This is a genomic window from Kitasatospora albolonga, assembly GCA_002082585.1.
GTDB lineage: Bacteria > Actinomycetota > Actinomycetes > Streptomycetales > Streptomycetaceae > Streptomyces > Streptomyces stephensoniae.
The window spans coordinates 7,055,199-7,080,347 of the sequence record CP020563.1 but is presented as its reverse complement, the minus strand read 5'-3'; the positions used below and the strand labels follow the sequence as shown (position 1 = coordinate 7,080,347).

Genomic DNA, 25,149 nt, shown 5'->3' with positions numbered 1-25,149 from the left:
GCGGTGACTGAGCTTCCGCGCCCCGCCCGGGTCGCCGTCATCGGCGGCACCGGCTGGATCGGCCGCCATCTCCCGGCCGCCTTCGCCGAGCGGGGCCACGAGGTCCTCGCCCTGGCCCGCAACGAGGCCGCCCATCTGCCCCCGGGGGCGTTCCGCAGGCTCGACCTGACCACGGCCGGCCCCGGCGCCCTCGCGGAGCTGCTGCGCGAGGAGCGGATCGGGATCGTGGTGAACGCCACGGACGGGGCCAACGCGACCGACGGCTGGGACCGCTCCGACGAGGAGATGATCGCCGCCAACGTCCATGCCGTGGAAGGGCTGTTGAAGGCACTGGCCGAGCTCCCCCGGTCCCCCCGGCTGGTCCATCTGGGGTCGATGCACGAGTACGGGCCGGTCCCCGACGGCACCTTGATGGACGAGACGCTGACGCCCGCCCCGGTGAACGTCTACACCCGCAGCAGGCTCGCCGGGACCCGGGCCGTGCTGGACGCGGCGCGTTCGGGGCGGGTCTCCGCCGTGGTGCTGCGGCTCGCCAACGTCTGCGGGCCGCATCCGTCGTCGGCGGCCTTCCTGGGCACGCTGCTGTCCCGGCTGCGCGCGGCGGCGGCGGGCGAGCCGGGGGTGCGGCTGACCGTCGCGCGCGGGGCCCGCCGGGACTTCGTGGACGTACGCGATGTGGCGCGGGCCGTCGTGCTGGCCGCCGCCTCCCCGGTGAACGGCCGGGCCGTCAACATCGGCAGCGGGGTCGCGACCCCGCTCCAGGAGCTGGTGGACCTGTTCCTCGGCGTCTCCGGGCTGCCGGCCGGGGCCGTCGAGCAGGATCTGCGCCCCGTGGCGGGGCTGGGCGGCGACTGGATGCGGGTCGACAACCGGCGCGCGGCGCGTCTGCTGGGCTGGTCGCCCCGGGTCCCGCTGCGCACCTCTCTCGCCGATATGTGGCACGCCTGAACGACCGGTGCTCCCCGGGCGGCCGACCGGCACGAGCCCCCGGGGAGCGCCACCGCTCAGGCGTGGGGCCCGACCGTCACCTTGGCGAGGGTCAGCTCGGTGCGGCCCTCCAGGATCTCGCCGACCCGGGCCGCCTGTTCGTCGAGCTCCTTGCGCCGGACGCCGGTCAGCGGGGTGATCTCCTCCACGGTGATGAACAGCTTCTTGCCGGAGCGGCGCTGGTGCCAGACGCCCGCGACCTCCCCGTCGACGAGGAGCACGGGGAAGTTCCCCGCCTGGCCCGCCGCGAGGGCGCGCTCGGACGCCGCTCCGGGGTAGAGCAGGGCGCGCGGGTGGCAGCCGACCACGTACGCGTCGAAGTACGGCAGCAGCACCAGTCCGCGCGGCGGTCCGTCGGGCACATCGGTGTCCCCGGCGACCACCCAGGCCCGCTCCCCCGCCAGCTCCACCTCCTGGAGGGCGTCGCCGAGCGAGGCGAACAGATCGGTGGCCCAGCGGCGGGGCGCGGCCAGCCACCGGGCGAAGTGCTGGGGCGTGGCGGGCCCGAAGGCGTGGAGGTAGGACGTGACGAGGGCGGCGAGCGCGGCCGGGCCCTCGAGCGGGGTGAAGCCGGGCAGCCAGCGGTGCGGGTTGGTGTACGTGGCCTTGCGCCCGCGGGTCTCCCCGAAGCAGAGCGCGCCCCGGTTGGCGGCGATGTCCATGACGGCCCGCCAGCGCGGCCACTTGCCCTGGAAGGCTTCCATGACCGGGTCGGCGGCCCAGGAGCCGGTGCGTTCGACGATGGCTTCCGTCAGCTCGTCGGCGGTGAGCTCCGCGTCCTTCAGGGAGTCCGCGACGGCGGCGATCACCTGCTCGATCTGCTCGGGGGTGAGGAGCTGCTGACCGCCGCGCGCGTTGCCGGACGACGGCGGGAGGGCGGAGAGCGCGCCCGTCCACATGGGCAGGTCGCGGGTGGGCAGCAGATGGACCGTGCCGCGCGGCCCGTACGTCTTGACGAGCGTCCGCTCCGTCCACAGCGCCTCGCGCACCCCGGCCCTGGTGGTGTCCGACAGCCGCAGCCCCACGGAGAGTTCGGCGGCCGAGAGCACCTGGGCGTGGGCGCCGCAGAGCCGGGCCACCACGTCGGCGGGCCCGGTGGCCGTGCCCGTCGGCGCCAGCGAGCTGCGCTGGAGCCGCCGCGCGGACACCCCGGCCCATGGGAGTACGGGCACCTCGGCCGGACGGTCGTTCATGTTCTGTGCTCCTCAAGGGGGTTCGGCAGCGACCTCCCACTATCGCGCACCGCGCTCAAGTCCGGCTGGAGCGCGCAGGTGGACCGGGGCTCCAGATCCCGTCGAGGGCCACCTGCCACCGTCGCGCGACACCGACTTCCTGTTGCGAACCACCGACTACCTAAGGACAGAGCCTGATGCGCATCATGTTCACCATCTGGCCGATGGCGGCGCACCTCTACCCCGCGGTGCCGCTCGCCCTGGCGCTCCAGAGCGCGGGCCACGAGGTCTGCGTGGCCTCCCACCCCCTTCTCACCCGGGCCATCACGGCGGCCGGGCTGACGGCGGTCGGGATCGGCACCGAGGAGACGATGACCCCGCTGGCCGGGGCCGAGGAGTTCATGCCCGACGAGGAGGAGAGCGAGCGGCTTCTGGAGCTGCTGGCGAGCGACCCGGCGGACCGGCCCGCCGCGGAGATGTTCACCCTCTTCCTGGGGGCGGTGCGGATGTACAACACCGTCCCGGGGGCGGGGGGCGCCGCGCCGGGGGTGGACGACGTGGTCGCCTTCGCCCGCGCGTGGCAGCCCGATCTGGTGGTGTGGGAGCAGTGGCCGGCCGCCGCCGTGGCCGCCCGGCTGATCGGCGCCGCGCACGCCCGCATCCTGTGCGGGCCGGACTACTGGGCCTGGGGCAGGGAGCGCATCGTCGCGGCGGGCGGCCCCGATCCGACGGCGGCCATCGTGGCGCCGATCGCCGAGCGGTACGGCCTGGCGGTGGACGAGGAGCTGGTGCTCGGCCAGTGGACCATCGACCCGACGCCGAAGGCGCTACGGCTGCCGACCACCGCGCCGAGGACCGTCTCGGTGCGCCGGGTCCCCCTCTCGGGCGGTGTGGTGCTGCCGCGCTGGCTGCACCCGCGCCCCGAGCGGCCCCGGGTGGCGGTCTCCCTCGGCATATCGGGGCGGGCGATGCGGATGGCCGACCGGAAGCTGATCGGCTCCGTGCTGGAGGCGGTCGGGGGTCTGGACGCGGAGGTCGTCGCGACCTTCGACGCCCTTCAGCTGGAGGGCCAGCGGGTCCCGGAGAACACCCGTACCGTCGACTTCGTACCGCTCAGCCAGCTGTTCGAGACCTGCTCCGTCGTGGTGCACCACGGGGGCGGCGGCACCTTCGCGGCGGCCGTGGCGCACAAGGTGCCGCAGCTGATCGAGACGAGCGGGGAGCTGGAGTGCGCCGCGTACGCCGACTATGTGACGGACCGGGACGGCGGGCTCTCGGTGAACTACGCGCGGCAGTCGCCGCAGGAGATCCGGCGGAGCATCGAGCGGCTGATCGAGGAGCCGGTCTTCGGCAAGGGCGCCGACACCCTGCACGCCGAGTGGCTGGCGATGCCGGGCCCGGTGGACGTGGTCCCGACCCTGGAGCGGCTGGCCGCCCAGCACCGTACGGCGCCGCTGCCGGCCCGGTGAGTCGCGCGGGCAGCGAGAAGGCCGATGCCCGGGCCCCCCTTCGGAGGGGGCCCGGGCATCGGCCTGTGTGCGGCGGCCGGTCAGAGCGTGACAGCTCCCGTGGTGAGCAGGGAGAGCAGGGTCCGGGCCTCCACGTCGACGTAGTGGCCGTGCCGGACCAGTGAGCCGAGCTGGCCGGGGGTGATCCAGAGGTAGCCCGGCGGTGGCCGCAGCGGTGCCTCGTCCTCGCCGCACTCCATGAAGAGGTAGCGGCTCTCCGCGTTGAGGAACCGGCCGCCCTCCTCCGAGTGCAGCGCGGCGTAGCGGAACCGGCCCGGGTCGGCGCGGAGCACCAGGTCCAGGAACGGCGGCCGGTCCCGGGGGGCGAGGTGCGCGTAGTTGTCCGGGGTGTACTGGACGGTGGGGCCGAGCTCGATGGTGTCGAGGAAGCCCGCCTCGACCCGGGCGTGCGCCAGCAGATGCGGTACGCCGTCGAAGCTGCGGGTCAGGAAGGCGTTGAGGCCGAGGCCGCGGGGTTCCAGGAGGGGCTGGGTCCAGCGGCTCACCTCCCGGCTGCCCGCCTCGACCGAGACGGCGACCACCTGGAAGTAGCGGCCGTCGGTGTGCCGGACGGCGTGGTCGTCCCGGACCCAGCCCCGTACGTCCTTGAGGGGCATCGGTTCGGTCCGCACCTCGTGCCGGGAGCGCTCGCCGGAGATCCAGGAGAGCAGTTCGGTGTCGGGGTGCAGGGCCCCTGCCTCGGGCGGGGTGACGGGGGCGCAGGCCAGTACCGTACGGGCGTCCATGTTGACGACGTTGTCCCGGTGCAGCAGCTCGCCGATCTGGCCGAGGGTCAGCCAGCAGAAGTCCTCGTGCGGCGGGATGTCGTCGGTGGTCTCGACGATCATGTTCCGGTTGGACTTCCGGTAGAACCAGGACCCCTGCTCGGACTGGAGGACATCGGCGAGCACCCGGTGGGGCTCCGGCCGGACGAACTGCTCGATGTGGCGTACCCCGGCGCCCCGGTGCACCCGGGTGTAGTTGCTGCGGGTGGCCTGCACGGTGGGTGAGAGCTGGAGCAGATTGCGGTTGCCCGGCTCCATCTTCGCCTGCATCAGGAAGTGCAGGACGCCGTCGAACTCCTTGGCCAGGAGGCCGAGGATGCCGACCTCGGGCTGTTCGATGACCGGCTGCTCCCACTCCCCCGAGGGGCCCTCGCCCACCCGGACCCGCAGGCCCCGCACGGTGAAGAACCGGCCGCTGCGGTGGCTCAGGTCCCCGGTGGCCCCGTCGAACCGCCAGCCGTCGAGGGCGGTGAAGGGGATGCGCTCGACGGCGAATCGGTGCGCCCTGCGGCGTTCGGCCAGCCAGGCGCCGAACGCGTCCGTACGCAGCTGGGCTCCGGCCTCGCGTACGGCGGCCGAGCGGGCGAGCCGGGCTGGGAGGTCCGGGTCCGTCCGGGGCCGCAGGAGCCGGACCGCCGTGCTCACGGCCGGGCCCCGGCCGGTGCGGGGTACCGCCGGAAGGCACGGTTCCGGAGGGCGTGGCTCCGCCGGAAGGCACGGTCCCTGAAGGCGCGGTGCGTGGCGGTCACTCCGGTTCTCCCCAGGTCACGGGCAGGCTGGTGAGCGTGTGGTTGATCTCGCCCGTGTGCCAGGGCAGTTCGTGCTCCGGCACGGCCAGCCGCAGATCGGGGAAGCGGCGCAGCAGGCCCTCCAGCGCGATCTCCAGCTCCATCCGGCCCAGGTGTTTGCCCAGGCAGTGGTGGACCCCGTGGCCGAAGGAGATGTGCGGGTTGCGCTCCCGGTCCAGGTCGAGCCGGTCCGGGTCGGCGAAGACGGCGGGGTCGCGGTTGGCGGAGGCCAGGGCGAGCAGGACGGCGTCGCCTTCGGCGATCGTCACGCCGCCCACCTCGATGTCGGCGGCGGCGATGCGCGGGAAGCCGGTGGTGTCGGTGGCGAAGAGGTTGACGTGGCGCAGGAGTTCGTCGACGCCCTTGGGGATCAGGGCGGGGTCGGCGGCGAGCCGGTCCCACTGGTCGCGGTGGTCGACGAGCAGGGCGAGGACGGAGTTGGCGAGCTGGTTGGCGGTGGTGTCGAAACCGGCCCCGATCAGGGTGAAGCCGAAGGTGACGAGCTCGGCCTCACTGAGCCGGTCGCCCTCGTCGCGCGCCGCGATCAGCTCGGAGAGCATGTCGTCGGTGGGGGTGGCCCGCTTGTCCGCGACCAGGCCGACGATGTACTCGCTCAGCTTCGCGAGCCCGGCCAGGGACTCCTCACCGCCCGCACGGTCGTCGACGGTGGCGAAGGCGCGCGCCCACTTCTCGAAGTCGCGCAGATCGGCCGGCGGTACACCGAGGAGCTCGCCGATCACGGTGAGGGGCAGCGGCACCGCCAGCGCCTGGACCAGGTCGACCGGTCCGCCCTGGGCCTGCATCGCGTCGAGCAGCTCGTCGGCGACCTGCTGGACGCCCGCCCGCATCCGTTCGACCCGGCGCAGGGTGAACGCGCCGGCCACCAGCTTCCGCAGCCGGGAGTGCTCGGGCGAGTCGAGCGAGATGATCATTTCCGGGGTGGTGTGCATGGTGCCGCCGACCCGCGGGGCGCCGGGGCCGCACGCCCGGGCGCGGCTGAGGCGGGGGTCGGCCGAGAGTTCGCGCACGTGCTCGTAGCGGGTCACCAGCCAGGCGTCGACACCGCCCGCCGTGCGCACGCGCACCACCGGCTCTTCGTCACGCAGCTCCGCGTAGCGCGGATCGGGCCCTCGGTAGGAGGAGCCCGGGAAGGGGAACACGTCGGTTTCTCGAGGGGCAGACACGCTTGACACCTCCGCTGTCGCCGCGGGGAGCGGCGGGGTGCTCCCCCGGCTGCCGCCACGGCCTGTCTGGCACGGTCAGGTGCACGGTAGGAGGGTCTGCTCGAGCAGTGGTCGCCAGGCCCTCGGGCGGTGGGAGAGGCCGCCCGGGGGGGGGACGCGCGCACGGCGAGAGCCGTACCCGGGTGCCGCGTACGGCTCTCGGGTACGGCTCTCGCCGTGAGGGGTGGGCGGAGGGGGCCTCCGGGGTGTCAGGAGGGCCTCACCGGCCCACGGACGACCCGTCCGCCACCGGCTGTTCCCGCACCGGGTCGGCGGCCGGGGAGCCCCCGGAGGCCACGGCGGCCGGTGCGCCGTCGGCCGCCGCCTTCGGCTCCTCGGCGGCGCTGTCGCCGTCCGGGGTGCCGGAACCGGCGGCCTCGCCGTCCGGTGCGGTCGGGCGGACGTGCTTGAGGAGCACCGCGACGAGCACCGCCGCGATCCCGATGAGCACGGCGCTGACGGTGGCGTTCACGTGCAGGCCGTGGGTGAACGCCGAGCGCGCCGCGTCCGTCAGCGCGTCCCCGGTGGCGCCGGGGAGCTTGTCGGCGACCGCGAGGGCCGCGCCGAGGGTGTCCCGCGCCATCTCCGCGCTCTGCGCGTCGACCCCGGCGGGCATCTGCTCGGCCAGGTCGCTGCGGTAGACGCTGGTGCCGATGGAGCCGAGGACGGCGACGCCGAGCGCGGTGCCGAACTCCTGGTTCGTCTCGGACATGGCGGAGGCGACGCCCGCCCGCTCGGCCGGTACGGCGCCGAGGATCATGTCCGTGCCCATGATGGTCATCGGTCCGATGCCCAGGGCGAAGATGACGTTGCCCGTGACCAGCAGGGCGAGCTGGCCGCCGTCGAGCTGGGTGTAGAGGGAGCAGCCGATCACACCGACGACGAGGCCCGCGGCCATCACATAGGCCGGCCGGTACTTCTTGACCAGGGCCGGGGTGACCGCGCCGACGACCATCATGGCCGCCGTCTGCGGCAGGGTCCACAGACCCGCCTCGAACGGGGACATGCCGAGGATCAGCTGGAGGTACTGCGCCATGAACAGGAACATCCCGGCCATGGCGAACAGCACGAGCGTCATGGTCGCCAGCGAGGCGCTGAACTTCCGGTTGCTGAAGAGCTTGAGGTCCAGCAGGGGCGTCTCCAGCGAGCGCTGGCGCAGGATGAACACGGCGGTGAGGGCCGCGCCCACGGCGACGTAGACCAGCGGCTCGACGGCGATGCCGTCCTTGGCCAGCTCCTTCACGCCGTACACCAGCGTGATCATGGCGCCGACGGAGAGCACCAGGCTCAGCAGGTCGAGCCGGCCCGGGTTGGGGTCCTTGTACTCGGGCAGCAGCAGCGGGGCCGTCACCAGGAGCAGCACCATGGCGGGCACGGCCATCAGGAAGACCGAGCCCCACCAGAAGTTGGTGAGGAACGCCCCGCCGACCAGGGGGCCGATGGACATGCCGACCATGAAGGCCGTCATCCACACGGCGATGGCGGTGGCGCGCTGGGCCGGGTCGTGGAACATGTTCCGGATCAGGGCCAGCGTGGAGGGCATCAGGGTGGCACCGGCGATACCCAGCAGGGCGCGCGCGGCGATGAGCATTTCGGCGGTGTTCGAGTACGCCGCCACCACGGAGGCGATACCGAAGGCGGTGGCGCCGATCAGCAGGAGCCGACGGCGCCCGATGCGGTCACCGAGGCTGCCCATGGTGATGAGGAACCCGGCCACCAGGAAGGCGTAGATGTCGAGAATCCACAGCAGCTCCGAGCTGCTGGGGGCGAGGTCCGCGCTGAGCGCCGGTACCGCCAGATACAGGACGGTCATGTCCATGGAGATGAGCATGGCGGGGAGCGCCAGTACCGCCAGCCCGATCCATTGCCGTCGACCCGCCTTCGGCGGCGGGGCGGCGGCGGCTGCTTCTGTCATCAGAGATCCCATCTGTCGCGTTTGCCATCCCCCGTCGGCCGGGGCCCGCGCAGGGTCCCGGAAAGGTCCATGAGACCGGTAGCCGCTTGAGCGCGGCTCGAGCAGGCGCGGAACCGGAACAGGCCACTCCGGGGGTTTTCGGCCAGGTCGGCCAGGTCGGCCGGGGAAAACGCCGCTGCCCGGGGCCTCCGCCGCGTGGCGGGACACCGGGCAGCGGCCGGAAGGAACATCAGTTCGGGTTGTGAATCTTGTCGGCCCACTGGGCGGAGTCGTGCGTGACGACCCGGGAGCGCGTGAGCAGCGCCCCGTTCTCGCGTACGAGCACGTCCTCGACGACCGTGGTGGGCTCGAAGCTGACCTTCCCCTGGGCGTCGGTCATGCTCACGATCGCCTGGTAGCGGACCTTGACGGTGCCGTCCTCGGCCGGGGTGATCAGCATGCGGTCGAACCAGTACCGGTAGACCAGCCCGTCGTAGTAGGCGATGTTCTCCTCGCGGGCGCGGCGGGCGGAGGTCTCCTCGGCGCGCGGCTTCGAGGCGTCGCCCCGGCGGGCCGACATCTCCTTGAGCAGCTGCTCCCGGCCGTCGAACCGCCAGCCGAAGGGGACGTGTTCGAGCGTGCAGTCCTCCGTGAAGGTCTCCAGGAACTCCACGAGCCGGCGCTCCTCCAGCAGCGGCATCTGGCTCGCGTAGAACTGCTGGATCTCCACGTAGAGTTCGGGGGTCACACGCTGTGCGGTGTGCTGTGTCGCCTGGGACACTGCGGTTCCTTTCCCTGGAACGGACGTACGGGCGGACGTGCGGGCGGGACGGTGGGCCACCGGGTGGCGGGTCACCAGGTGATGGGCAGTCCCCACAGCCCGTAGATGACCGCCCCCTCCTTGCGCGGAATCTCCAGGAACGGCTTGTCCAGCCGCAGCGTGGGGACCCGCGCGAAGAGCTTGCTCCACACGATCTCCAGCTCCAGCCGGGCGAGGTCGGCGCCGATGCAGTGGTGCACTCCGTGGCCGAAGCCCAGGTGCTTGCGGCTGCCGCGGCTGATGATCAGCTTCTCGGGCTCGGGGAAGACCTCGGGGTCCCGGTTGGCCGCGAGGCCGAGGAAGAGGATGCCGTCGCCCTTGCGGATGACCTTGCCCGCCACCTCGATGTCCTCCAGCGCGACGCGGGGGATGGCGGTGTCCCCGATGGTCGCGATCCGGACCAGTTCCTCGACCGCGGGCTTGACCAGGGCCGGATCGTTCCTCAGCAGCTCCAGCTGGTCGGGGTTCTCCAGCAGGCAGGCGGTGCCCAGGGATATCTGGCTGGCCGTCGTCTCGTGCCCGCCGTTCATGAGCAGCCGGACCATGTTGAACAGGTCGCGGTCGGTGTACTCCTCGCCGGACGCCTCGTAGTCCGCCATCGCCCGGCTCAGCAGATCGTCACCCGGCTCCTTCTTCTTCAGCTGGATGAGGTCGCTGACGTACGCGTTCACCTCGACGATCGCGGCCTGGCGCTCCTCGGTGCTGCTGTGCCCGCCGAGCAGGGCGGTGCCGTGCTTGATGAAGAAGTCGTGCTGGTCCTGCGGGATGCCGAGCAGTTCGCAGATGACGGTCATCGGCACGGCGAGCGAGAAGACCCGGTGGAAGTCGACCGGCGGCGTCAGCGCGAGCATCTTGTCGATGTGGTCGTCGACGATCTCCTCGATCCTCGGACGCAGCCGCTTCACCTGCCTGCTGGTGAAGGTCAGGGCCGCCTTGCGGCGGGTCCTGGCGTGCGCCTCGCCGTCGTAGCCGATGAACGAGGTCTCCGTACGGTACTCGGGGGGCGCGATGAAGTAGAAGGGGAAGTTCGCGTGCTTGCGGGAGGCGCTGAGCCGCGGGTCGGTGAGCAGCTCGCGGATCGTCCGGTACCCGGTGACGGTCCAGATGCGCAGCCCGGAGCCGTCGAGCGTCACCTGCGACACGTCCTCCTTCACCATCTCGTCGTACTCCGCCGGCGGGCTGAACGGGCAGGCGCGCGCGTAGGGGAAGGTCTTCTCCTCTGCGCCGGGCACGGGCTGGGCTTCGGCGGGAGCGGTCATCGTGTTTCCCTTCGGGTCTGGGCGTGGCTCAGGCGGGCTGGGGCTGCCGGTGCTTCAGGTCGAAGCCGGGGGCTGCCACGGCTTCCGGAGTGAGGGAGCGGTCTCCGGTGGCGAGCAGCCGCCGGGTGATCATGTGGTCGGCGGGCCGGTTCACGGACTCCGTGCCGAGGAGCAGGCCGTCCCGGAAGCAGAAGACCGAGAACCGTCCACCGGCCGGGTCGCCCACGGTCACCGTGCGGTCGTGGCCGTCGGTGATGCCCGCGATCTGGAGGCGCGCCCCGTACTGCCGGGTCCAGAACCACGGCACGGCGTCGTACGGGGGTGGATCGGCGGGGGCGTGGATCGCCGCCGCGACGGACCTGGCCTGGTCGGCGGCGTTCTGTACGGATTCCAGGCGCAGGTGCCGGGGGGCGTGGCGGCTGGGGAAGCGGGCACAGTCGCCGATCGCGTGGATGCGGGGGTCGGCGGTGCGCAGCCGGGGGTCGACCAGGATGCCGTCCCCCACCTCCAGGCCCGCGTCGGCGGCGAGCGCGGTGTTCGGCAGCACACCGACCCCGGCCACCACGAGATCGGCCCTGATCCGCTCGCCGCGGCCGAGTTCGGCCACCCGTACCCGGCCCTCCTCGCCGTGCAGGGCCGTCAGCTCCTCGGAGAGCAGGAGGCGCACGCCGTGGGCCGTGTGCTGTTCGGCGAGGTAGCGGGCCGTGGGCGCGCTCACGGACCGGCCCATCAGCCGGTCGCGCGTCTCGACGACCGTGACGCGTACGCCCGACGCGCGGGCGGCGGCGGCCACTTCGAGGCCGATGAACCCGCCGCCGACGACCAGCAGGTCCCCGGTCCCGGCGAGGGCGGTGCGCAGGGTGCGCGCGTCGGCGAGGGTCCGCAGGGCGAGGACGCCGTCCAGCTCCGCCCCCGGGACGGACAGCCTGCGCGGGCGGGCTCCGGTGGCGAGCACCAGGTGGTCGTAGCCCAGCTCCTCGCCGGAGGCCAGGACCAGCCGCCGCCCCTCCCGGTCGATGCGCACCGCCGGGTCCCCGGTCCGCAGCTCGATGCCCTGCCCGGCGTAGAAGGACGCGGGCCGCAGTGCGGTGTCCTCGCCCTCCGGGTCGCCCACCAGGTACTCCTTGGAGAGCAGGGGCTTCCGGTAGGGCAGGGCGTCCTCGTCGCCGACGAGGACGATCCGGCCCGCGAAGCCCTGGGAGCGCAGGGCGGCGGCGGTGTCGGACCCCGCCTGCCCGGCGCCCACGACGACGACGGTCGGGGACCCCATCAGCTCTGTGCCTTCGGCAGGTCCACCACGAGCCCGTCGAGCGCGTCCGACACGGGCAGCTGGCAGCTGAGCCTGCTGTTCTCCTGGCGCGGCGATGCGGTGCCGTAGAGCACGTCGTCCTCCACCTCGTCCATCTCGGGCAGGACGGCGGGGCTGCTGCCGTCCACGTAGACGTGGCAGGTCCCGCACTGGGCCGAGCCGCCGCACTGGGCCTCGATCCCGTCGATGTTGTTGAGCTTCGCGCCGCGCATCACCGTGTTGGGGGCGGCCACGTCGACGACGGTGACCGTGCCGTCGGGATGCCGGTAAGTGATCTTGGCCATGGCACTCTCCTGAAGGAACGTCGGCAGGCCGCGGATGGGTGCTCCGACTGTGCCGACCCGGGCTGGGGCGCGCCTTGAGACGGTCTCGAACACCTGATGGCCGGTTCACCCCTCCCGCGCCGCGCTCCACCCGGCCCTGCGGCGCGCGCTTCACCTTCCGGCGCCGCGCTCCACCCGGCCGCGATCCGGCCCCGACACGCCGTCGATCCGGGCCGGGCAGCCTCCGCACCCATGACCGCTCCCCCTGTGCAGCTCCCCGCGACCGCCGCCGCCTCCGGCAGGCGGACCGGACTGATCCTGGCCGCCTGCTGTGTCAGCCAGTTCATGACCGTGCTGGACGCCTCGGTCGTCAACGTGGCCCTTCCCGTGATTGCCGAGGAACTCGGCTTCTCCCGCGACGGCCTCCAGTGGGTGAACAGCGCCTACACGATCGCCGTCTGCGGATTCCTGCTGCTCGGCGGACGGCTGGCCGACCTCTACGGGCAGCGCCGGATGTTCCTCTGCGGCATCGCCCTGTTCACCGCCGCCAGCGCGGTCGGCGGGCTCGCGGACGACCCGGGCCTCCTGATCGCGGCGCGCGCCTTCCAGGGGCTGGGGGCCGCCGTGATGACACCCGCGACACTGGCGGTGCTCGGCACCACCTTCACCCGGCCCGCCGAACGGGCCCGCGCCTACGGGGCGTGGGGAGCGGCCTCCGGGGCGGCCGGTGCCGTCGGGGTGCTGGTCGGCGGGGTGATCGCCCAGTGGTTCTCCTGGCGCTGGAGCCTGCTGATCAACGTGCCCATCGGGCTGGCCCTGCTGGCGGCCGTACGCTGGGTGGTGCCGGCCGCCCCGGGCCGCGACCGCGTACGGCTCGACGTGGCGGGCGCGGCCACCGTGACGCTCGGGCTGATGGCGCTCGTGTACGGGATCGCGGAGTCCCCCGCGTACGGCTGGGGCGACCCGCGGATCGCCGGTTCGCTGATCGCGTCCGCCGTGCTGCTCGGCACCTTCCTCGCGTTGCAGGCCCGGCCCGGACGGCAGCCCCTCGTGCCCCTCGGGATCTTCCGCAACCGCACGGTCAGCGCGGCGAACCTGGTGGCCTTCTTCAGCATCGCCGCCCTCTTCAGCACCTTCTACTTCCTCACCCTGATGCTCCAGCAGGTCCTCGGATACAGCCCGTTGAGAACCGGTCTCAGCTATCTGCCGCTCTCGCTCGGTATCGCGGCGGGCGGTTTCGGTATCGCCCCGCACCTGCCGAGGACGGGGCCCCGGCCGGTGCTGCTCGGCGGGCTGTCGATGGCGGCCTGCGGACTGCTCTGGCTCTCCGCGGCCGGTCCGGACGCCACGTTCGCCGCCGATCTGCTGGGCCCCACCCTGCTCCTCGGCGTCGGCATGGGCGCGGTGATCAACGCGACGACGAACGCGGCGACCCACGGACTCCCCGCCCACCAGGCGGGGCTGGCCTCCGGGCTGCTCAACACCACACGCCAACTGGGCAGCGCACTGGGCCTCGTGGTCCTGGCCACCGTGGCCGGATCTCGGATCTCCCATGGCCTCGCCTCGGGAGAGGGCACGGTCGACGCCTACTCCGCCGGATACGGCCTGGCCCTGTCCACCGCCGCCCTGTTCACCGCCGCCGCCCTGCCGGCCGCGCTGGCCGTCCCGGTCAGGAGAGGTTCCAGACCCTCTCGAGGGACCGGCCACAAGCTGTCCGCCTGACAAGGAACGGAGACCCCACCGTGGCCCTCACCACCGAACGGCCGAACGGCCCCCTCCCCGACGCCCTGCGGGCGTTCCACGAGCAGCGCCCGGTCTGGACGGCCGAGACGGACGCCGACGGCACCCGTGAACGGGCCGTCATCGAGGTCCCGCGCGACTATGCCGACCCCGACGGCCCCCGGCTCACCCTCGCGCTCTCCCGCCACCGGGCCACCGACCCGGCGCGTCGGCGCGGTGTCCTGCTCTCCCTCAACGGGGGCCCGGGGGGCGACTGGGGGCTCGGCCGCCGACTGGCGGACCGGTTCACCGGGACACCCGTGCACGAGGTGTACGACCTGGTCGGCTTCGACCCCCGGGGCCTCGGCGACTCCACCCGGCTGTACGCCGAAGTGGCCGTGCCCGAGGCCCCGTTCGACTCCCGGCCGCCCGACACGGACTTCCCGCTGATCGCCGAGGACATGCGCCGCAGGGAGCTGGGGTGCGAGCGCGGTGGCGGGGACCTGCGCCCGCACATCAGCACCCGTAACATCGCCCGGGACCTGGACATCGTCCGGGCGGTGCTGGGCGAGGAGCGGATCAGTTACGTCGGCTTCGCCTACGGGACCTCGGTGGGCGCCGCGTACGCCACGCTCTTCCCCGGGCACCTGGACCGCAGTGTGCTGGACTCCTGCGTCAACCCGGACTGGTCCTGGTACGAGCAGTTCCTCTCGCAGGGCGACGCGATCCGGCGCAACGTCGACCGGTGGGCGCACTGGACGGGCGAACGCCACGGCCGCTTCGGCCTCGGCACGGAACCGGACGCGGTCCTCGGGGCCGTGGAGGAGACCGCCGCCCTGCTGGCGGAGAAGGCGGACACCCCGCATCTGCGGACGCTGCTCGACGGGGCGATGGGCTACCGCACGGCAGACCGTGCCCAGTGGGAGGAGCTCGGCGACCTCATCGGCACGCTGCGGACGGCGGCCGGGGCCGGTGATCTCGACCGGGCGGCGGAGGCCCTCGCGGGCCAGCGCCTGTGGCGGCCCTCGGACAACGAGGGCGAGCTGCGCAGCGGTGTCCTGGACGCCATCACCCTGGAGGACGACTGGCCCACCGACCTGGAGGGCTACTACGCCACCATGCGGGACTACCGCACCCGTTACCCGTACGGCTACGGCGTACTGCGCGCCCAGCCGTGGGTCGGCACCTTCCGCACCTTCACCGCACCGGAGCCCCCGGTGACCGTCACGGGCGGCGACTTCCCCACCGGGCTGGTCGTGCAGTCCGAGGGCGACATCATGGACCACTACGCGGGCGGGGTCGCGATGGCCGAACGGCTCGGACACCACCTGATCACCGTGGTGGACTCCGGCGAACACGAGATCTACGCACTCGGCGCGAACCAGCGGGTCAACGCCCTGGTCGACGCCTATCTGACCCGGGGTGAGCTGCCCCCGGCCCGTACCACCGTCCCCGGCGCCGTCCCCCGCCCGGACATCGCCCCCGACGCCGCCCCAGCACCCGCCCCTGCCTCCGCCCCTGCCCCCGCCCCCGTACAGAACCGGAGCACCCGACCGTGACGACAACGCAGGATTTCAAGGTGGCCGACCTCTCTCTCGCGGCGTTCGGCCGTAAGGAGATCACGCTCGCCGAGCACGAGATGCCCGGCCTGATGTCGATCCGCAGGGAGTACGCCGACGCGCAGCCGCTGGCCGGTGCGCGGATCACCGGTTCGCTGCACATGACGGTGCAGACGGCGGTGCTGATCGAGACGCTGGTGGCTCTGGGTGCGGAGGTCCGCTGGGCTTCCTGCAACATCTTCTCCACCCAGGACCACGCCGCCGCGGCCATCGCCGCCGCCGGAATCCCGGTCTTCGCCTGGAAGGGCGAGACCGCGGAGGAGTACTGGTGGTGCACGGAGCAGGCGCTGACCTGGCCGAACACCCCGACGGGCGGTCCGAACATGATCCTGGACGACGGCGGTGACGCCACCCTCCTGGTCCACAAGGGCGTCGAGTTCGCCAAGGCCGGTACGGTCCCCGACCCGGCGACGGCGGACAACGAGGAGACCGCGATGCTCCTGCGGCTCCTGCGCCGCAGCGCCGTCGACTGGCCCGCGCTGGCGTCCGAGATCCGGGGTGTGACGGAGGAGACCACGACGGGTGTTCACCGTCTGTACGAGATGCACCGTGACGGAACCCTTCTCTTTCCCGCGATCAATGTGAATGACGCGGTGACGAAGTCGAAGTTCGACAACAAGTACGGGTGCCGTCATTCGCTGATCGACGGGATCAACCGGGCGACGGATGTCCTGATCGGCGGCAAGACCGCGGTCGTGTGCGGGTACGGGGATGTGGGCAAGGGCAGTGCGGAGTCCCTCCGTGGCCAGGGTGCGCGGGTGATCGTGACGGAGATCGACCCGATCTGTGCGCTGCAGGCGGCGATGGACGGTTACCAGGTCGCGACGCTGGACGATGTGGTGGAGACGGCGGACATCTTCATCACGACGACGGGCAACAAGGACATCATCATGGCCTCGGACATGGCCCGGATGAAGCACCAGGCGATCGTGGGGAACATCGGCCACTTCGACAACGAGATCGACATGGCGGGCCTGGCCGCCGTCGAGGGGATCGTCAAGGACGAGGTGAAGCCGCAGGTCCACACCTGGACGTTCCCCGACGGCAAGGTCCTGATCGTGCTGTCGGAGGGGCGTCTGCTGAACCTGGGGAACGCGACGGGTCATCCCTCCTTCGTGATGTCGAACAGCTTCGCCGACCAGACGCTGGCGCAGATCGAGCTGTTCACCAAGCCGCAGGAGTACCCGACCGATGTGTACGTGCTTCCCAAGCACCTGGACGAGAAGGTCGCCCGTCTCCACCTCGACGCCCTGGGCGTCAGGCTGACCACGCTCCGTCCGGAGCAGGCGGCGTACATCGGTGTCGAGGTCGAAGGCCCGTACAAGCCCGACCACTACCGCTACTGACCCCGGCACAGATCCGCTCCGCCCGGCTCCGGTCCGCCCCGCCCCGCTCCGCCCCCTCCGAAACACTCCGGTCCGACCGCCGCTGACCCGGCCATCCACGAGGAGTACTCATGTCCCGCCGTCTGTTCACCTCGGAATCTGTCACCGAGGGTCACCCCGACAAGATCGCTGACCAGATCAGCGACACGATTCTCGATGCGCTTCTGCGTGAGGACCCGGCCTCGCGTGTCGCGGTCGAGACCTTGATCACCACCGGTCTGGTGCATGTCGCGGGCGAGGTCACGACCAAGGCGTATGCCGACATTCCCAACCTCGTGCGCAACAAGGTGCTGGAGATCGGTTACGACTCCTCGAAGAAGGGCTTCGACGGTGCGTCCTGCGGCGTCTCGGTCTCCATCGGCGCGCAGTCGCCGGACATCGCCCAGGGTGTCGACACCGCGTACGAGAAGCGGGTCGAGGGTGCCTCCGCAGGTGAGGAGGGCGACGAGCTGGACAAGCAGGGTGCCGGTGACCAGGGCCTGATGTTCGGGTATGCCTGCGACGAGACGCCGGAGCTGATGCCGCTCCCGATCCACATCGCGCACCGTCTCTCGCGGCGCCTGTCGGAGGTCCGGAAGAACGGGACGATCCCTTACCTGCGCCCGGACGGCAAGACGCAGGTGACCATCGAGTACGACGGTGACAAGGCGGTCCGTCTGGACACCGTGGTCGTCTCCTCGCAGCACGCCAGCGACATCGACCTGGACTCCCTCCTTGCGCCGGACATCCGGGAGTTCGTGGTCGAGCATGTGCTCGGGCAGCTGGTCGAGGACGGGATCAAGCTGGACACCGAGGGCTACCGGCTCCTGGTGAACCCGACCGGGCGTTTCGAGATCGGCGGCCCGATGGGTGACGCCGGGCTGACCGGCCGCAAGATCATCATCGACACCTACGGCGGGATGGCCCGCCACGGTGGTGGTGCGTTCTCGGGCAAGGACCCGTCCAAGGTCGACCGCTCGGCGGCGTACGCGATGCGCTGGGTCGCGAAGAACGTCGTCGCGGCCGGGCTCGCCACTCGCTGTGAGGTCCAGGTCGCCTACGCGATCGGCAAGGCCGAGCCCGTCGGACTCTTCGTCGAGACCTTCGGGACGGAGACCGTGGAGAGGTCGGCGATCGAGTCCGCCATCACCGCGGTGTTCGACCTGCGTCCGGCGGCGATCGTCCGGGACCTCGACCTGCTGCGTCCGATCTACGCCCAGACCGCCGCGTACGGGCACTTCGGCCGTGAGCTCCCCGACTTCGCCTGGGAGCGCACCGACCGGGTCGGCGCGCTGCGCACCGCAGCGGGTCTCTGACGTGCCCGCCCCCGGCTTCCCGGACGAGAGCGCACTCACCACCGCCCTGCCCGGTCGGGTGGAGCGGTGGTGAGCGCGCGTGTGGACGCCCTGCGCGAGGCGCTGGCCACCCGGGTGGTGGTGGCGGACGGCGCGATGGGCACGATGCTCCAGGAGCAGGACCCGACGCTGGAGGACTTCGAGAACCTGGAGGGCTGCAACGAGATCCTGAACGTCACCCGTCCCGACATCGTGCGCTCCGTCCACGAGGCGTACTTCGCGGTCGGCGTCGACTGTGTGGAGACGAATACGTTCGGTACGAACTACGCGGCGCTGGCCGAGTACGACATTCCCGAGCGGGTGTACGAGCTCGCCGAGGCCGGCGCCCGCATCGCCCGTGAGGTCGCCGACGAGTTCACCGTGTCGACCGGTCAGCAGCGCTGGGTGCTGGGGTCGATGGGGCCCGGTACGAAACTGCCGACGCTGGGCCACGCCCCGTACACCACCCTGCGTGACGCCTACCAGCAGAACGCCGAGGGCATGATCGCGGGAGGTGCCGACGCCGTCCTGGTGGAGACCACGCAGGACCTGCTCCAGACGAAGGCAGCGATCGTCGGCGCCCGGCGCGCGATGGAGGCCACCGGCACGCACCTCCCGCTCATCTGCTCGGTCACCGTGGAGACGACGGGGACGATGCTGCTGGGCTCGGAGATCGGGGCGGCGCTGACGGCCCTGGAGCCGCTCGGCATCGACATGATCGGCCTGAACTGCGCGACCGGGCCCGCCGAGATGAGCGAGCACCTGCGCTATCTGGCCCGGCACTCCCGTGTTCCGCTGTCCTGCATGCCGAACGCGGGCCTGCCGGTCCTGGGCAAGAACGGCGCCCACTACCCCCTCGGCCCGGCCGAACTGGCGGACGCCCAGGAGACCTTCGTCCACGAGTACGGGCTGTCCCTGGTCGGCGGCTGCTGCGGTACGACCCCGGAACACCTGCGGCAGGTGCTGGAACGGGTCCGCGGCCTCACCCCCTCGCCCCGTGAGCCGCGTCCGGAACCGGGTGCCGCGTCGCTCTACCAGCATGTTCCGTTCCGGCAGGACACGGCGTATCTGGCGATCGGGGAGCGGACGAACGCCAATGGTTCGAAGAAGTTCCGTGAGGCGATGCTGGAGGCCCGATGGGACGACTGCGTGGAGATGGCCCGCGACCAGATCCGCGAGGGCGCGCACATGCTGGATCTGTGCGTGGACTATGTGGGCCGTGACGGTGTGGCGGACATGAGGGAGCTGGCCGGCCGTTTCGCGACCGCTTCCACGCTCCCGATCGTGCTGGACTCCACCGAGCTGGACGTCCTGCGAGCGGGTCTGGAGCAGCTGGGTGGCCGGGCGGTGCTGAACTCGGTGAATTACGAGGACGGGGACGGGCCGGAGTCGCGGTTCGCGCAGGTCAGTGCCCTGGCCGCCGAGCACGGCGCCGCGTTGATCGCGCTCACCATCGATGAGGAGGGGCAGGCCCGCACCATTGAGCACAAGGTGGCGATCGCGGAGCGGCTGATCGCGGACCTCACCACCAACTGGGGCATCCGCGAGTCCGACATTCTCATTGACACGCTGACGTTCACGATCTGCACGGGTCAGGAGGAGTCGCGGGGGGACGGTATCGCGACGATCGGGGCCATCCGGGAGCTGAAGAAGCGGCACCCGGATGTGCAGACCACGCTGGGTCTGTCGAACATTTCCTTCGGCCTCAACCCGGCCGCCCGGGTGGTGCTGAACTCCGTCTTCCTGGACGAGTGTGTGAAGGCGGGGCTGGATTCCGCGATCGTGCACGCGTCGAAGATCCTGCCGATCGCGCGGCTGGAGGAGGAGCAGGTCAAGGTCGCCCTGGACCTGATCCACGACCGCCGTGCCGAGGGTTATGACCCCTTGCAGAGGCTCATGGAGCTGTTCGAGGGCGTCAACATGAAGGCGGGCAAGGCCGAAGAGCTGATGGCCCTCCCCCTGGACGAACGGCTCCAGCGCCGCATCATCGACGGGGAGAAGAACGGCCTGGAGACCGACCTCGACGAAGCCCTCCAGACCACCCCGGCCCTCGACATCGTCAACAACACCCTCCTGGAGGGCATGAAGGTGGTCGGTGAGCTGTTCGGCTCCGGCCAGATGCAGCTGCCCTTCGTCCTTCAGTCGGCGGAGGTGATGAAGAGTGCGGTGGCCCATCTGGAGCCGCACATGGAGAAGTCCGACGACGAGGGCAAGGGCACCATCGTGCTCGCCACCGTCCGCGGCGACGTCCACGACATCGGCAAGAACCTCGTCGACATCATCCTGTCCAACAACGGCTACAACGTCGTCAACCTCGGGATCAAGCAGCCCGTCTCCGCGATCCTCGAAGCCGCAGAGGAACACCGCGCCGACGTCATCGGCATGTCCGGCCTCCTCGTCAAATCCACCGTGATCATGAAGGAGAACCTCCAGGAGCTCAACCAGCGCAAGATGGCCGCCGACTACCCCGTCATCCTCGGCGGCGCCGCCCTCACCCGGGCCTACGTCGAGCAGGACCTCCACGAGATCTACGACGGTGAAGTCCGCTACGCCCGCGACGCGTTCGAGGGCCTGCGCCTCATGGACGCCCTGATAGCGGTCAAACGCGGTGTCCCCGGCGCCACTCTCCCCGCACTCAAACAGCGGCGCGTCCCGCAACGCACTACCGACCCGCTCCTCCACCTGACCGAACCCGAGGACCCTGCCGGCCGCTCCGACGTCTCCACGACCAACCCGGTTCCCGAGCCGCCGTTCTGGGGTACTCGGGTGATCAAGGGCATCCCGCTGAAGGAGTACGCCTCCTGGCTGGACGAGGGCGCCCTGTTCAAGGGCCAGTGGGGCCTGAAGCAGGCCAGGACCGGCGACGGACCCACCTACGAAGAACTGGTCGAGACCGAGGGCCGCCCCCACCTGCGCGGCTGGCTCGACCACCTCCAGTCCAACAACCTCCTCGAAGCCGCCGTCGTCTACGGCTACTTCCCCTGCGTCTCCAAGGGCGAAGACCTCATCCTCCTCCACGAGGACGGCTCCGAACGCACCCGCTTCACCTTCCCCCGCCAACGCCGCGGCCGCCGCCTCTGCCTCGCCGACTTCTTCCGCCCCGAAGAATCCGGCGAAACCGACGTCATCGGCCTCCAGGTCGTCACCGTCGGCTCCCGCATCGGCGAAGCCACCGCCGAACTCTTCGCCGCCAACTCCTACCGCGACTACCTCGAACTCCACGGCCTCTCCGTCCAGCTCGCCGAAGCCCTCGCCGAGTACTGGCACGCCCGCGTCCGCAGCGAACTCGGCTTCGCCGCCGAAGACCCCACCGACGTCGAGGACATGTTCGCCCTCAAATACCGCGGTGCACGCTTCTCCCTCGGCTACGGCGCCTGCCCCGACCTCGAAGACCGCGCCAAGATCGCCGACCTCCTCCAGCCGGAGCGCATCGGCGTCGAACTCTCCGAGGAATTCCAGCTCCACCCCGAACAGTCCACCGACGCCCTCGTCATCCACCACCCCGAAGCCAAGTACTTCAACGCCCGCTGAAACCAGACCACTTGGCGGAACAGTGAGGGGCCGGTGCCTGAGCACCGGCCCCTCACCATCTCCAGGGACTCCTACACCCCGGCGGCGCCCAGATAGCGCCGCAGGTGCTCGCCGGTCAGGGAGCCGGAACCCGTCGCGGACAGGAGCTCCTCCGGCGTCCCGGTGAAGACGATCTCGCCGCCGCCCTTGCCGCCCTCGGGGCCCAGGTCGATGATCCAGTCGGCCTCCTTGACGACGTCGAGGTTGTGTTCCACGACCACCACGGTGTTGCCCTGGTCGACCAGGGTGTCCAGGAGCCGTACCAGCGTGGCCACGTCCGACATGTGCAGGCCCGTCGTGGGCTCGTCGAGTACGTAGACGCTGCCCGAGCGGTTCAACTGCACTGCCAGCTTGATGCGTTGGCGCTCGCCGCCGGAGAGGGTGCTGAGCGGCTGGCCGATGGTGAGGTAGCCGAGACCGACCTCGACAAGGGCCCGGGTCTTGTCCCTGAGGGTCTTCTCCTCGAAGAAGGCGACGGCGTCCTCCGCCGACATCTCCAGCACGTCCGCGATGGATTTGCCGCGCACCGTGTGGGCGAGCACCTCGTCCTTGAAGCGGCGGCCGTCGCACGTCTCGCAGTGTGCGGTGACCGGGTCCATGTACGCGATCTCAGTGATGACCGCCCCCCGCCCCTGGCAGTCCTCGCACGCCCCGGCGGAGTTGGCGCTGAACAGGCCGGGGGCCACGTTGTTCGTCTTGGCGAACAGCTTCCGCAGCGGGTCCATCACCCCGAGGTACGTCGCGGGGGTGGAGCGGGAGGAGGCGGCGATCGGTGACTGGTCGACGTAGATCGACTCGGGGTGGGCGCTCATGAACGCCTCGGAGATCAGGGAGCTCTTTCCTGAGCCCGCGACGCCGGTGACGACGGTGAGGACACCCGTCGGAACGGTGACCGAGACGTTCTTGAGGTTGTGCACGGTGGCGTTCTCGACGGCCAGCTTGCCCCGGGGCTCGCGGAACCGGGTGCGCGGCTGCGCCGCGGCGCGCAGCCCGCGCCCCGTGAGAGTGTCGGCGGTGCGCAGCTCCTCGTAGGAGCCCTGGAAGACGATCTCGCCGCCGTGCACCCCGGCGCGCGGGCCCACATCGACGATGTGGTCGGCCATCGCGATCACGTCGGGGTCGTGCTCGACAACGAGGACCGTGTTGCCCTGGTCGCGCAGGGCCCGCAGCAGGTCGCCGAGCCGGCCGACGTCCCGGGGGTGCAGTCCGGTGCTGGGCTCGTCGAAGAGGTACGTCATACCGGTGAGGGTGCTGCCCAGGTGGCGGACCAGTTTGAGCCGCTGTCCCTCGCCCCCGGAGAGCGTGGGGGTGGCCCGGTCCAGGCTGAGGTAGCCGAGGCCGATCTCCGCGACGCGTTCCAGGGCCGCGCGGGCGGCGGCGGCGATCGGTGCGGCGACCGGGTCGTCGATACGGGAGATGACGCCGATGAGGTCGCCGATCTCCATCCGGCACCAGTCGGCGATGGAGAGCCCGTCGATACGGGTGGCGAGCGCCGCCGGGCCGAGCCGGGCGCCGTCGCAGGCCGGGCACCGCTGCTCGGTGATGAACGCGGAGATGGCCTCGCGGTTCTTCTCGCTCATCGTGCTGACGTCACGCTTGAGGTTGAGGCGGGTGACGCGGTCGACCAGCCCCTCGTAGTTCACGTCGAGGGAGCTGTTCTTCGTCGTCAGCTTCACCTTCGGGCCGCCGCTGCCGTGCAGGAGGGTGTGCCACTCCTCGGGCGTGTAGTCGGCGAGCGTCTTTGCCGGGTCGAGCCGCCCCGAGGTCGCGTACAGCTGCCATTCGGGGCTGCCCACCCGGTACCAGGGCACCAGGATGGCGCCCTCGTCCAGGGACCTCGTCCGGTCCACCACCCGGTCGGGGTCGATGCGCTGGACCTTGCCCAGCCCCTCGCACTCGGGGCACATGCCCTTGGGGTCGTTGAAGGAGTACAGGGAGACGAGGCCGCTCGACGGTGTGCCGTGGCGTGCGAACAGCGCCCGGATCACCGAGTAGATGTCCGTCATCGTGCCCACCGTCGAACGGCTGTTGCCGCCCACCGGCTTCTGGTCCACGACGACGGGGGCGGAGAGGTTCTCGATGACGTCGGCGTGCGGCCTCTCGTACTTCGGCAGCTGGTTGCGTACGAACCAGCTGTAGGTGGCGTTAAGCTGCCGCTGCGCCTCCACGGCGACGGTGTCGAAGACGAGGGACGACTTGCCCGATCCCGAGACGCCGGTGAACACCGTGAGGGTGTTCTTCGGGATCTCCAGGGAGACGTCCTTGAGGTTGTGCTCGCGTGCGCCGACGATCCTGATGGTGTGTGATTCGCCCATATCAGCAGCGTAGGGCGGCCCGCTGGACTCCCGCTCGAACCGCTCGAACAGCCGTGGTCCGCCCGTACGTTGCCCGCTACGGGCGCAGGTCCCGGAAGAAGTCCCGCAGGTCACCGACGAGCCGTTCGGGGTCCTCCAGCGCGGGGAAGTGCCCGCCCCTGTCGTACTCCGCCCAGCTGCGCAGATCGGTGAACCGCCCCTCGATCCAGGGGCGCGGCATCCGGCCGTCCTTGGGGTAGTTGGCGACGGCGGCCGGTACGGGGACCTCGCCGAGCGCCATCCGGTTCTGGCTCTCCCAGTAGATCCGGGCGGACGAGGCGGCGGTCCCGGCGAACCAGGCGACGCTGACCGCGTCGAGGAGCCGGTCCCGGGGGATCGCCTTCTCCAGATCGCCGTCGTGGTCGCTCCAGGCCCAGTACTTCTCCGTCATCCAGGCCAGTTGGCCTGCGGGCGAGTCGGTCAGACCGTAGCCGAGGGTCTGGGGGCGGGTGGTCTGGATGACGGAGTAGCCGCCCTCCTGCTCCTTGAACTGCTTCATCCGTGCCAGGCCCGCGAGATCGCGCTCGTCGAGTTCAACCTGCTCCTGGGGCGGGCGGGCGAAGGGCATCGCGACATGGATGCCGAGCAGCGCGCCCCGGTCCTGCTCGCCCATGATCGTGGTGATGAAGGAGCCCCAGTCGACGCCGTGCGCCGCGTAACTCCCGTATCCCAGACGTTCCATGAGGGTGTGCCAGGCAGTGGCAGTCCGCTCCGCCGTCCAGCCGTGGGCGGCCGGCCGGTCGCTGAAGCCGAAGCCGGGCAGCGAGGGGCAGACCACGTGGAAGGCGTCCGCCGGGTCGTCGGGTTCGGTGAGGGGGCGGATCAGGTCGAGGAACTCCACCACGGAGCCCGGCCAGCCGTGGGTGAGCAGCAGCGGCACGGCCTGCGGGTGCGGGGACCTGGCGTGCAGGAAGTGGATGCCGAGTCCGTCGATCTCCGTACGGAACTGGGGGATCAGGTTGAGCCGGGCCTCGGTGGCCCGCCAGTCGTAGTGGTCCCTCCAGTACGCGCACAGCTCCTGGGCGTACGCCAGGGGCAGCCCCTGGGACCAGTCGTCGACCGTTTCGCGTTCCGGCCAGCGGGTGTGGGCGAGCCGGGCCCTGAGGTCGTCCAGCTGCGCGTCCGTCACTCCGACGCGGAACGGGGTGATGGGGGGCGTCATGGGTGCTCCTCGGTGAGTC

Annotated in this window: 17 protein-coding genes; 7 read left to right on the top strand and 10 right to left on the bottom strand. The window is 71.3% G+C overall.

Annotated features, from left to right (window positions below):
* The first annotated feature begins 3 nt into the window (after positions 1-3).
* The gene (locus B7C62_31120; protein ID ARF76235.1) at positions 4-948 is read left to right on the top strand and encodes an NAD-dependent epimerase/dehydratase; all 945 of its coding nucleotides are present in this window, start codon (positions 4-6) and stop codon (positions 946-948) included.
* Between the two features lie 56 nt (positions 949-1,004).
* On the opposite strand, the gene B7C62_31115 is transcribed toward B7C62_31120, so the two are convergent.
* Entirely contained in the window at positions 1,005-2,180 is a 1,176-nt protein-coding gene (locus B7C62_31115; protein ARF76234.1) for a hypothetical protein, read from the bottom strand.
* Positions 2,181-2,356: 176 nt separating this feature from the next.
* On the opposite strand from B7C62_31115, the gene B7C62_31110 reads away from it, so the two are divergent.
* A complete protein-coding gene (locus B7C62_31110; GenBank protein ARF76233.1) occupies positions 2,357-3,628 on the top strand; it encodes a hypothetical protein in 1,272 nt (423 codons plus the stop codon).
* An 80-nt stretch (positions 3,629-3,708) separates the two neighbouring features.
* Here the strand turns inward: B7C62_31110 and B7C62_31105 are convergent, their stop codons facing one another.
* The 7 genes from B7C62_31105 to B7C62_31075 all read right to left on the bottom strand — a co-directional run bounded on the left by B7C62_31105 (position 3,709) and on the right by B7C62_31075 (position 12,029).
* On the bottom strand, positions 3,709-5,097 hold the full coding sequence (locus B7C62_31105) for an NDP-hexose 2,3-dehydratase (GenBank protein ID ARF76232.1): 1,389 nt from the start codon (positions 5,095-5,097) through the stop codon (positions 3,709-3,711).
* Between the two features lie 100 nt (positions 5,098-5,197).
* A complete protein-coding gene (locus B7C62_31100; GenBank protein ARF76231.1) occupies positions 5,198-6,424 on the bottom strand; it encodes a hypothetical protein in 1,227 nt (408 codons plus the stop codon).
* A gap of 259 nt (positions 6,425-6,683) precedes the next feature.
* Positions 6,684-8,378, bottom strand: a complete 1,695-nt coding sequence (locus tag B7C62_31095) for an MFS transporter (GenBank protein ID ARF76230.1) — start codon at positions 8,376-8,378, stop codon at positions 6,684-6,686.
* A 229-nt stretch (positions 8,379-8,607) separates the two neighbouring features.
* Complete coding sequence (locus B7C62_31090) at positions 8,608-9,138, bottom strand: hypothetical protein (protein ID ARF76229.1); 531 nt, start codon at positions 9,136-9,138, stop codon at positions 8,608-8,610.
* A 71-nt stretch (positions 9,139-9,209) separates the two neighbouring features.
* Positions 9,210-10,436 (bottom strand): cytochrome, encoded by a 1,227-nt coding sequence (locus B7C62_31085; protein ID ARF76228.1) that lies wholly within the window; start codon positions 10,434-10,436, stop codon positions 9,210-9,212.
* Positions 10,437-10,464: 28 nt separating this feature from the next.
* Positions 10,465-11,706 carry a hypothetical protein gene (locus tag B7C62_31080; GenBank protein ID ARF76227.1) on the bottom strand — a complete coding sequence of 414 codons (1,242 nt, stop codon included), beginning with the start codon at positions 11,704-11,706 and terminating at the stop codon, positions 10,465-10,467.
* Positions 11,706-12,029 (bottom strand): ferredoxin, encoded by a 324-nt coding sequence (locus B7C62_31075; GenBank protein ARF76226.1) that lies wholly within the window; start codon positions 12,027-12,029, stop codon positions 11,706-11,708. Before B7C62_31075 ends, B7C62_31080 begins: the two co-directional genes overlap by 1 nt.
* Positions 12,030-12,125: 96 nt before the next feature.
* Here B7C62_31075 and B7C62_31070 point away from each other — a divergent pair, with 96 nt between their 5' ends.
* From B7C62_31070 to B7C62_31050, 5 genes are all read left to right on the top strand, one after another.
* Complete coding sequence (locus B7C62_31070) at positions 12,126-13,730, top strand: hypothetical protein (GenBank protein ARF76225.1); 1,605 nt, start codon at positions 12,126-12,128, stop codon at positions 13,728-13,730.
* Between the two features lie 20 nt (positions 13,731-13,750).
* Positions 13,751-15,286, top strand: a complete 1,536-nt coding sequence (locus B7C62_31065; GenBank protein ID ARF76224.1) for an alpha/beta hydrolase — start codon at positions 13,751-13,753, stop codon at positions 15,284-15,286.
* A complete protein-coding gene (locus tag B7C62_31060) occupies positions 15,283-16,692 on the top strand; it encodes an adenosylhomocysteinase (GenBank protein ID ARF76223.1) in 1,410 nt (469 codons plus the stop codon). Before B7C62_31065 ends, B7C62_31060 begins: the two co-directional genes overlap by 4 nt.
* Positions 16,693-16,802: 110 nt before the next feature.
* A complete protein-coding gene (locus tag B7C62_31055) occupies positions 16,803-18,026 on the top strand; it encodes a methionine adenosyltransferase (GenBank protein ID ARF76222.1) in 1,224 nt (407 codons plus the stop codon).
* A gap of 66 nt (positions 18,027-18,092) precedes the next feature.
* Positions 18,093-21,575: a methionine synthase gene (locus tag B7C62_31050; GenBank protein ID ARF76221.1), complete on the top strand. Its 3,483-nt coding sequence runs from the start codon at positions 18,093-18,095 to the stop codon at positions 21,573-21,575.
* Between the two features lie 71 nt (positions 21,576-21,646).
* On the opposite strand, the gene B7C62_31045 is transcribed toward B7C62_31050, so the two are convergent.
* Positions 21,647-23,929 carry a daunorubicin resistance protein DrrC gene (locus B7C62_31045; GenBank protein ID ARF76220.1) on the bottom strand — a complete coding sequence of 761 codons (2,283 nt, stop codon included), beginning with the start codon at positions 23,927-23,929 and terminating at the stop codon, positions 21,647-21,649.
* 76 nt (positions 23,930-24,005) lie between these two features.
* The gene (locus B7C62_31040) at positions 24,006-25,130 is read right to left on the bottom strand and encodes an epoxide hydrolase (protein ID ARF76219.1); all 1,125 of its coding nucleotides are present in this window, start codon (positions 25,128-25,130) and stop codon (positions 24,006-24,008) included.
* Positions 25,131-25,149 lie beyond the last annotated feature (19 nt).

What these genes read in the sequence shown, in the direction of transcription:
- B7C62_31115 (ARF76234.1), bottom strand. Translation starts at nt 2,180, where the DNA reads ATGAACGACCGTCCGGCCGAGGTGCCCGTACTCCCATGGGCCGGGGTG.
- B7C62_31110 (ARF76233.1), top strand. Translation starts at nt 2,357, where the DNA reads ATGCGCATCATGTTCACCATCTGGCCGATGGCGGCGCACCTCTACCCC.
- B7C62_31095 (ARF76230.1), bottom strand. Translation starts at nt 8,378, where the DNA reads ATGACAGAAGCAGCCGCCGCCGCCCCGCCGCCGAAGGCGGGTCGACGG.
- B7C62_31085 (ARF76228.1), bottom strand. Translation starts at nt 10,436, where the DNA reads ATGACCGCTCCCGCCGAAGCCCAGCCCGTGCCCGGCGCAGAGGAGAAG.
- B7C62_31080 (ARF76227.1), bottom strand. Translation starts at nt 11,706, where the DNA reads ATGGGGTCCCCGACCGTCGTCGTCGTGGGCGCCGGGCAGGCGGGGTCC.
- B7C62_31075 (ARF76226.1), bottom strand. Translation starts at nt 12,029, where the DNA reads ATGGCCAAGATCACTTACCGGCATCCCGACGGCACGGTCACCGTCGTC.
- B7C62_31070 (ARF76225.1), top strand. Translation starts at nt 12,126, where the DNA reads ATGGCCGGTTCACCCCTCCCGCGCCGCGCTCCACCCGGCCCTGCGGCG.
- B7C62_31055 (ARF76222.1), top strand. Translation starts at nt 16,803, where the DNA reads ATGTCCCGCCGTCTGTTCACCTCGGAATCTGTCACCGAGGGTCACCCC.
- B7C62_31045 (ARF76220.1), bottom strand. Translation starts at nt 23,929, where the DNA reads ATGGGCGAATCACACACCATCAGGATCGTCGGCGCACGCGAGCACAAC.
- B7C62_31040 (ARF76219.1), bottom strand. Translation starts at nt 25,130, where the DNA reads ATGACGCCCCCCATCACCCCGTTCCGCGTCGGAGTGACGGACGCGCAG.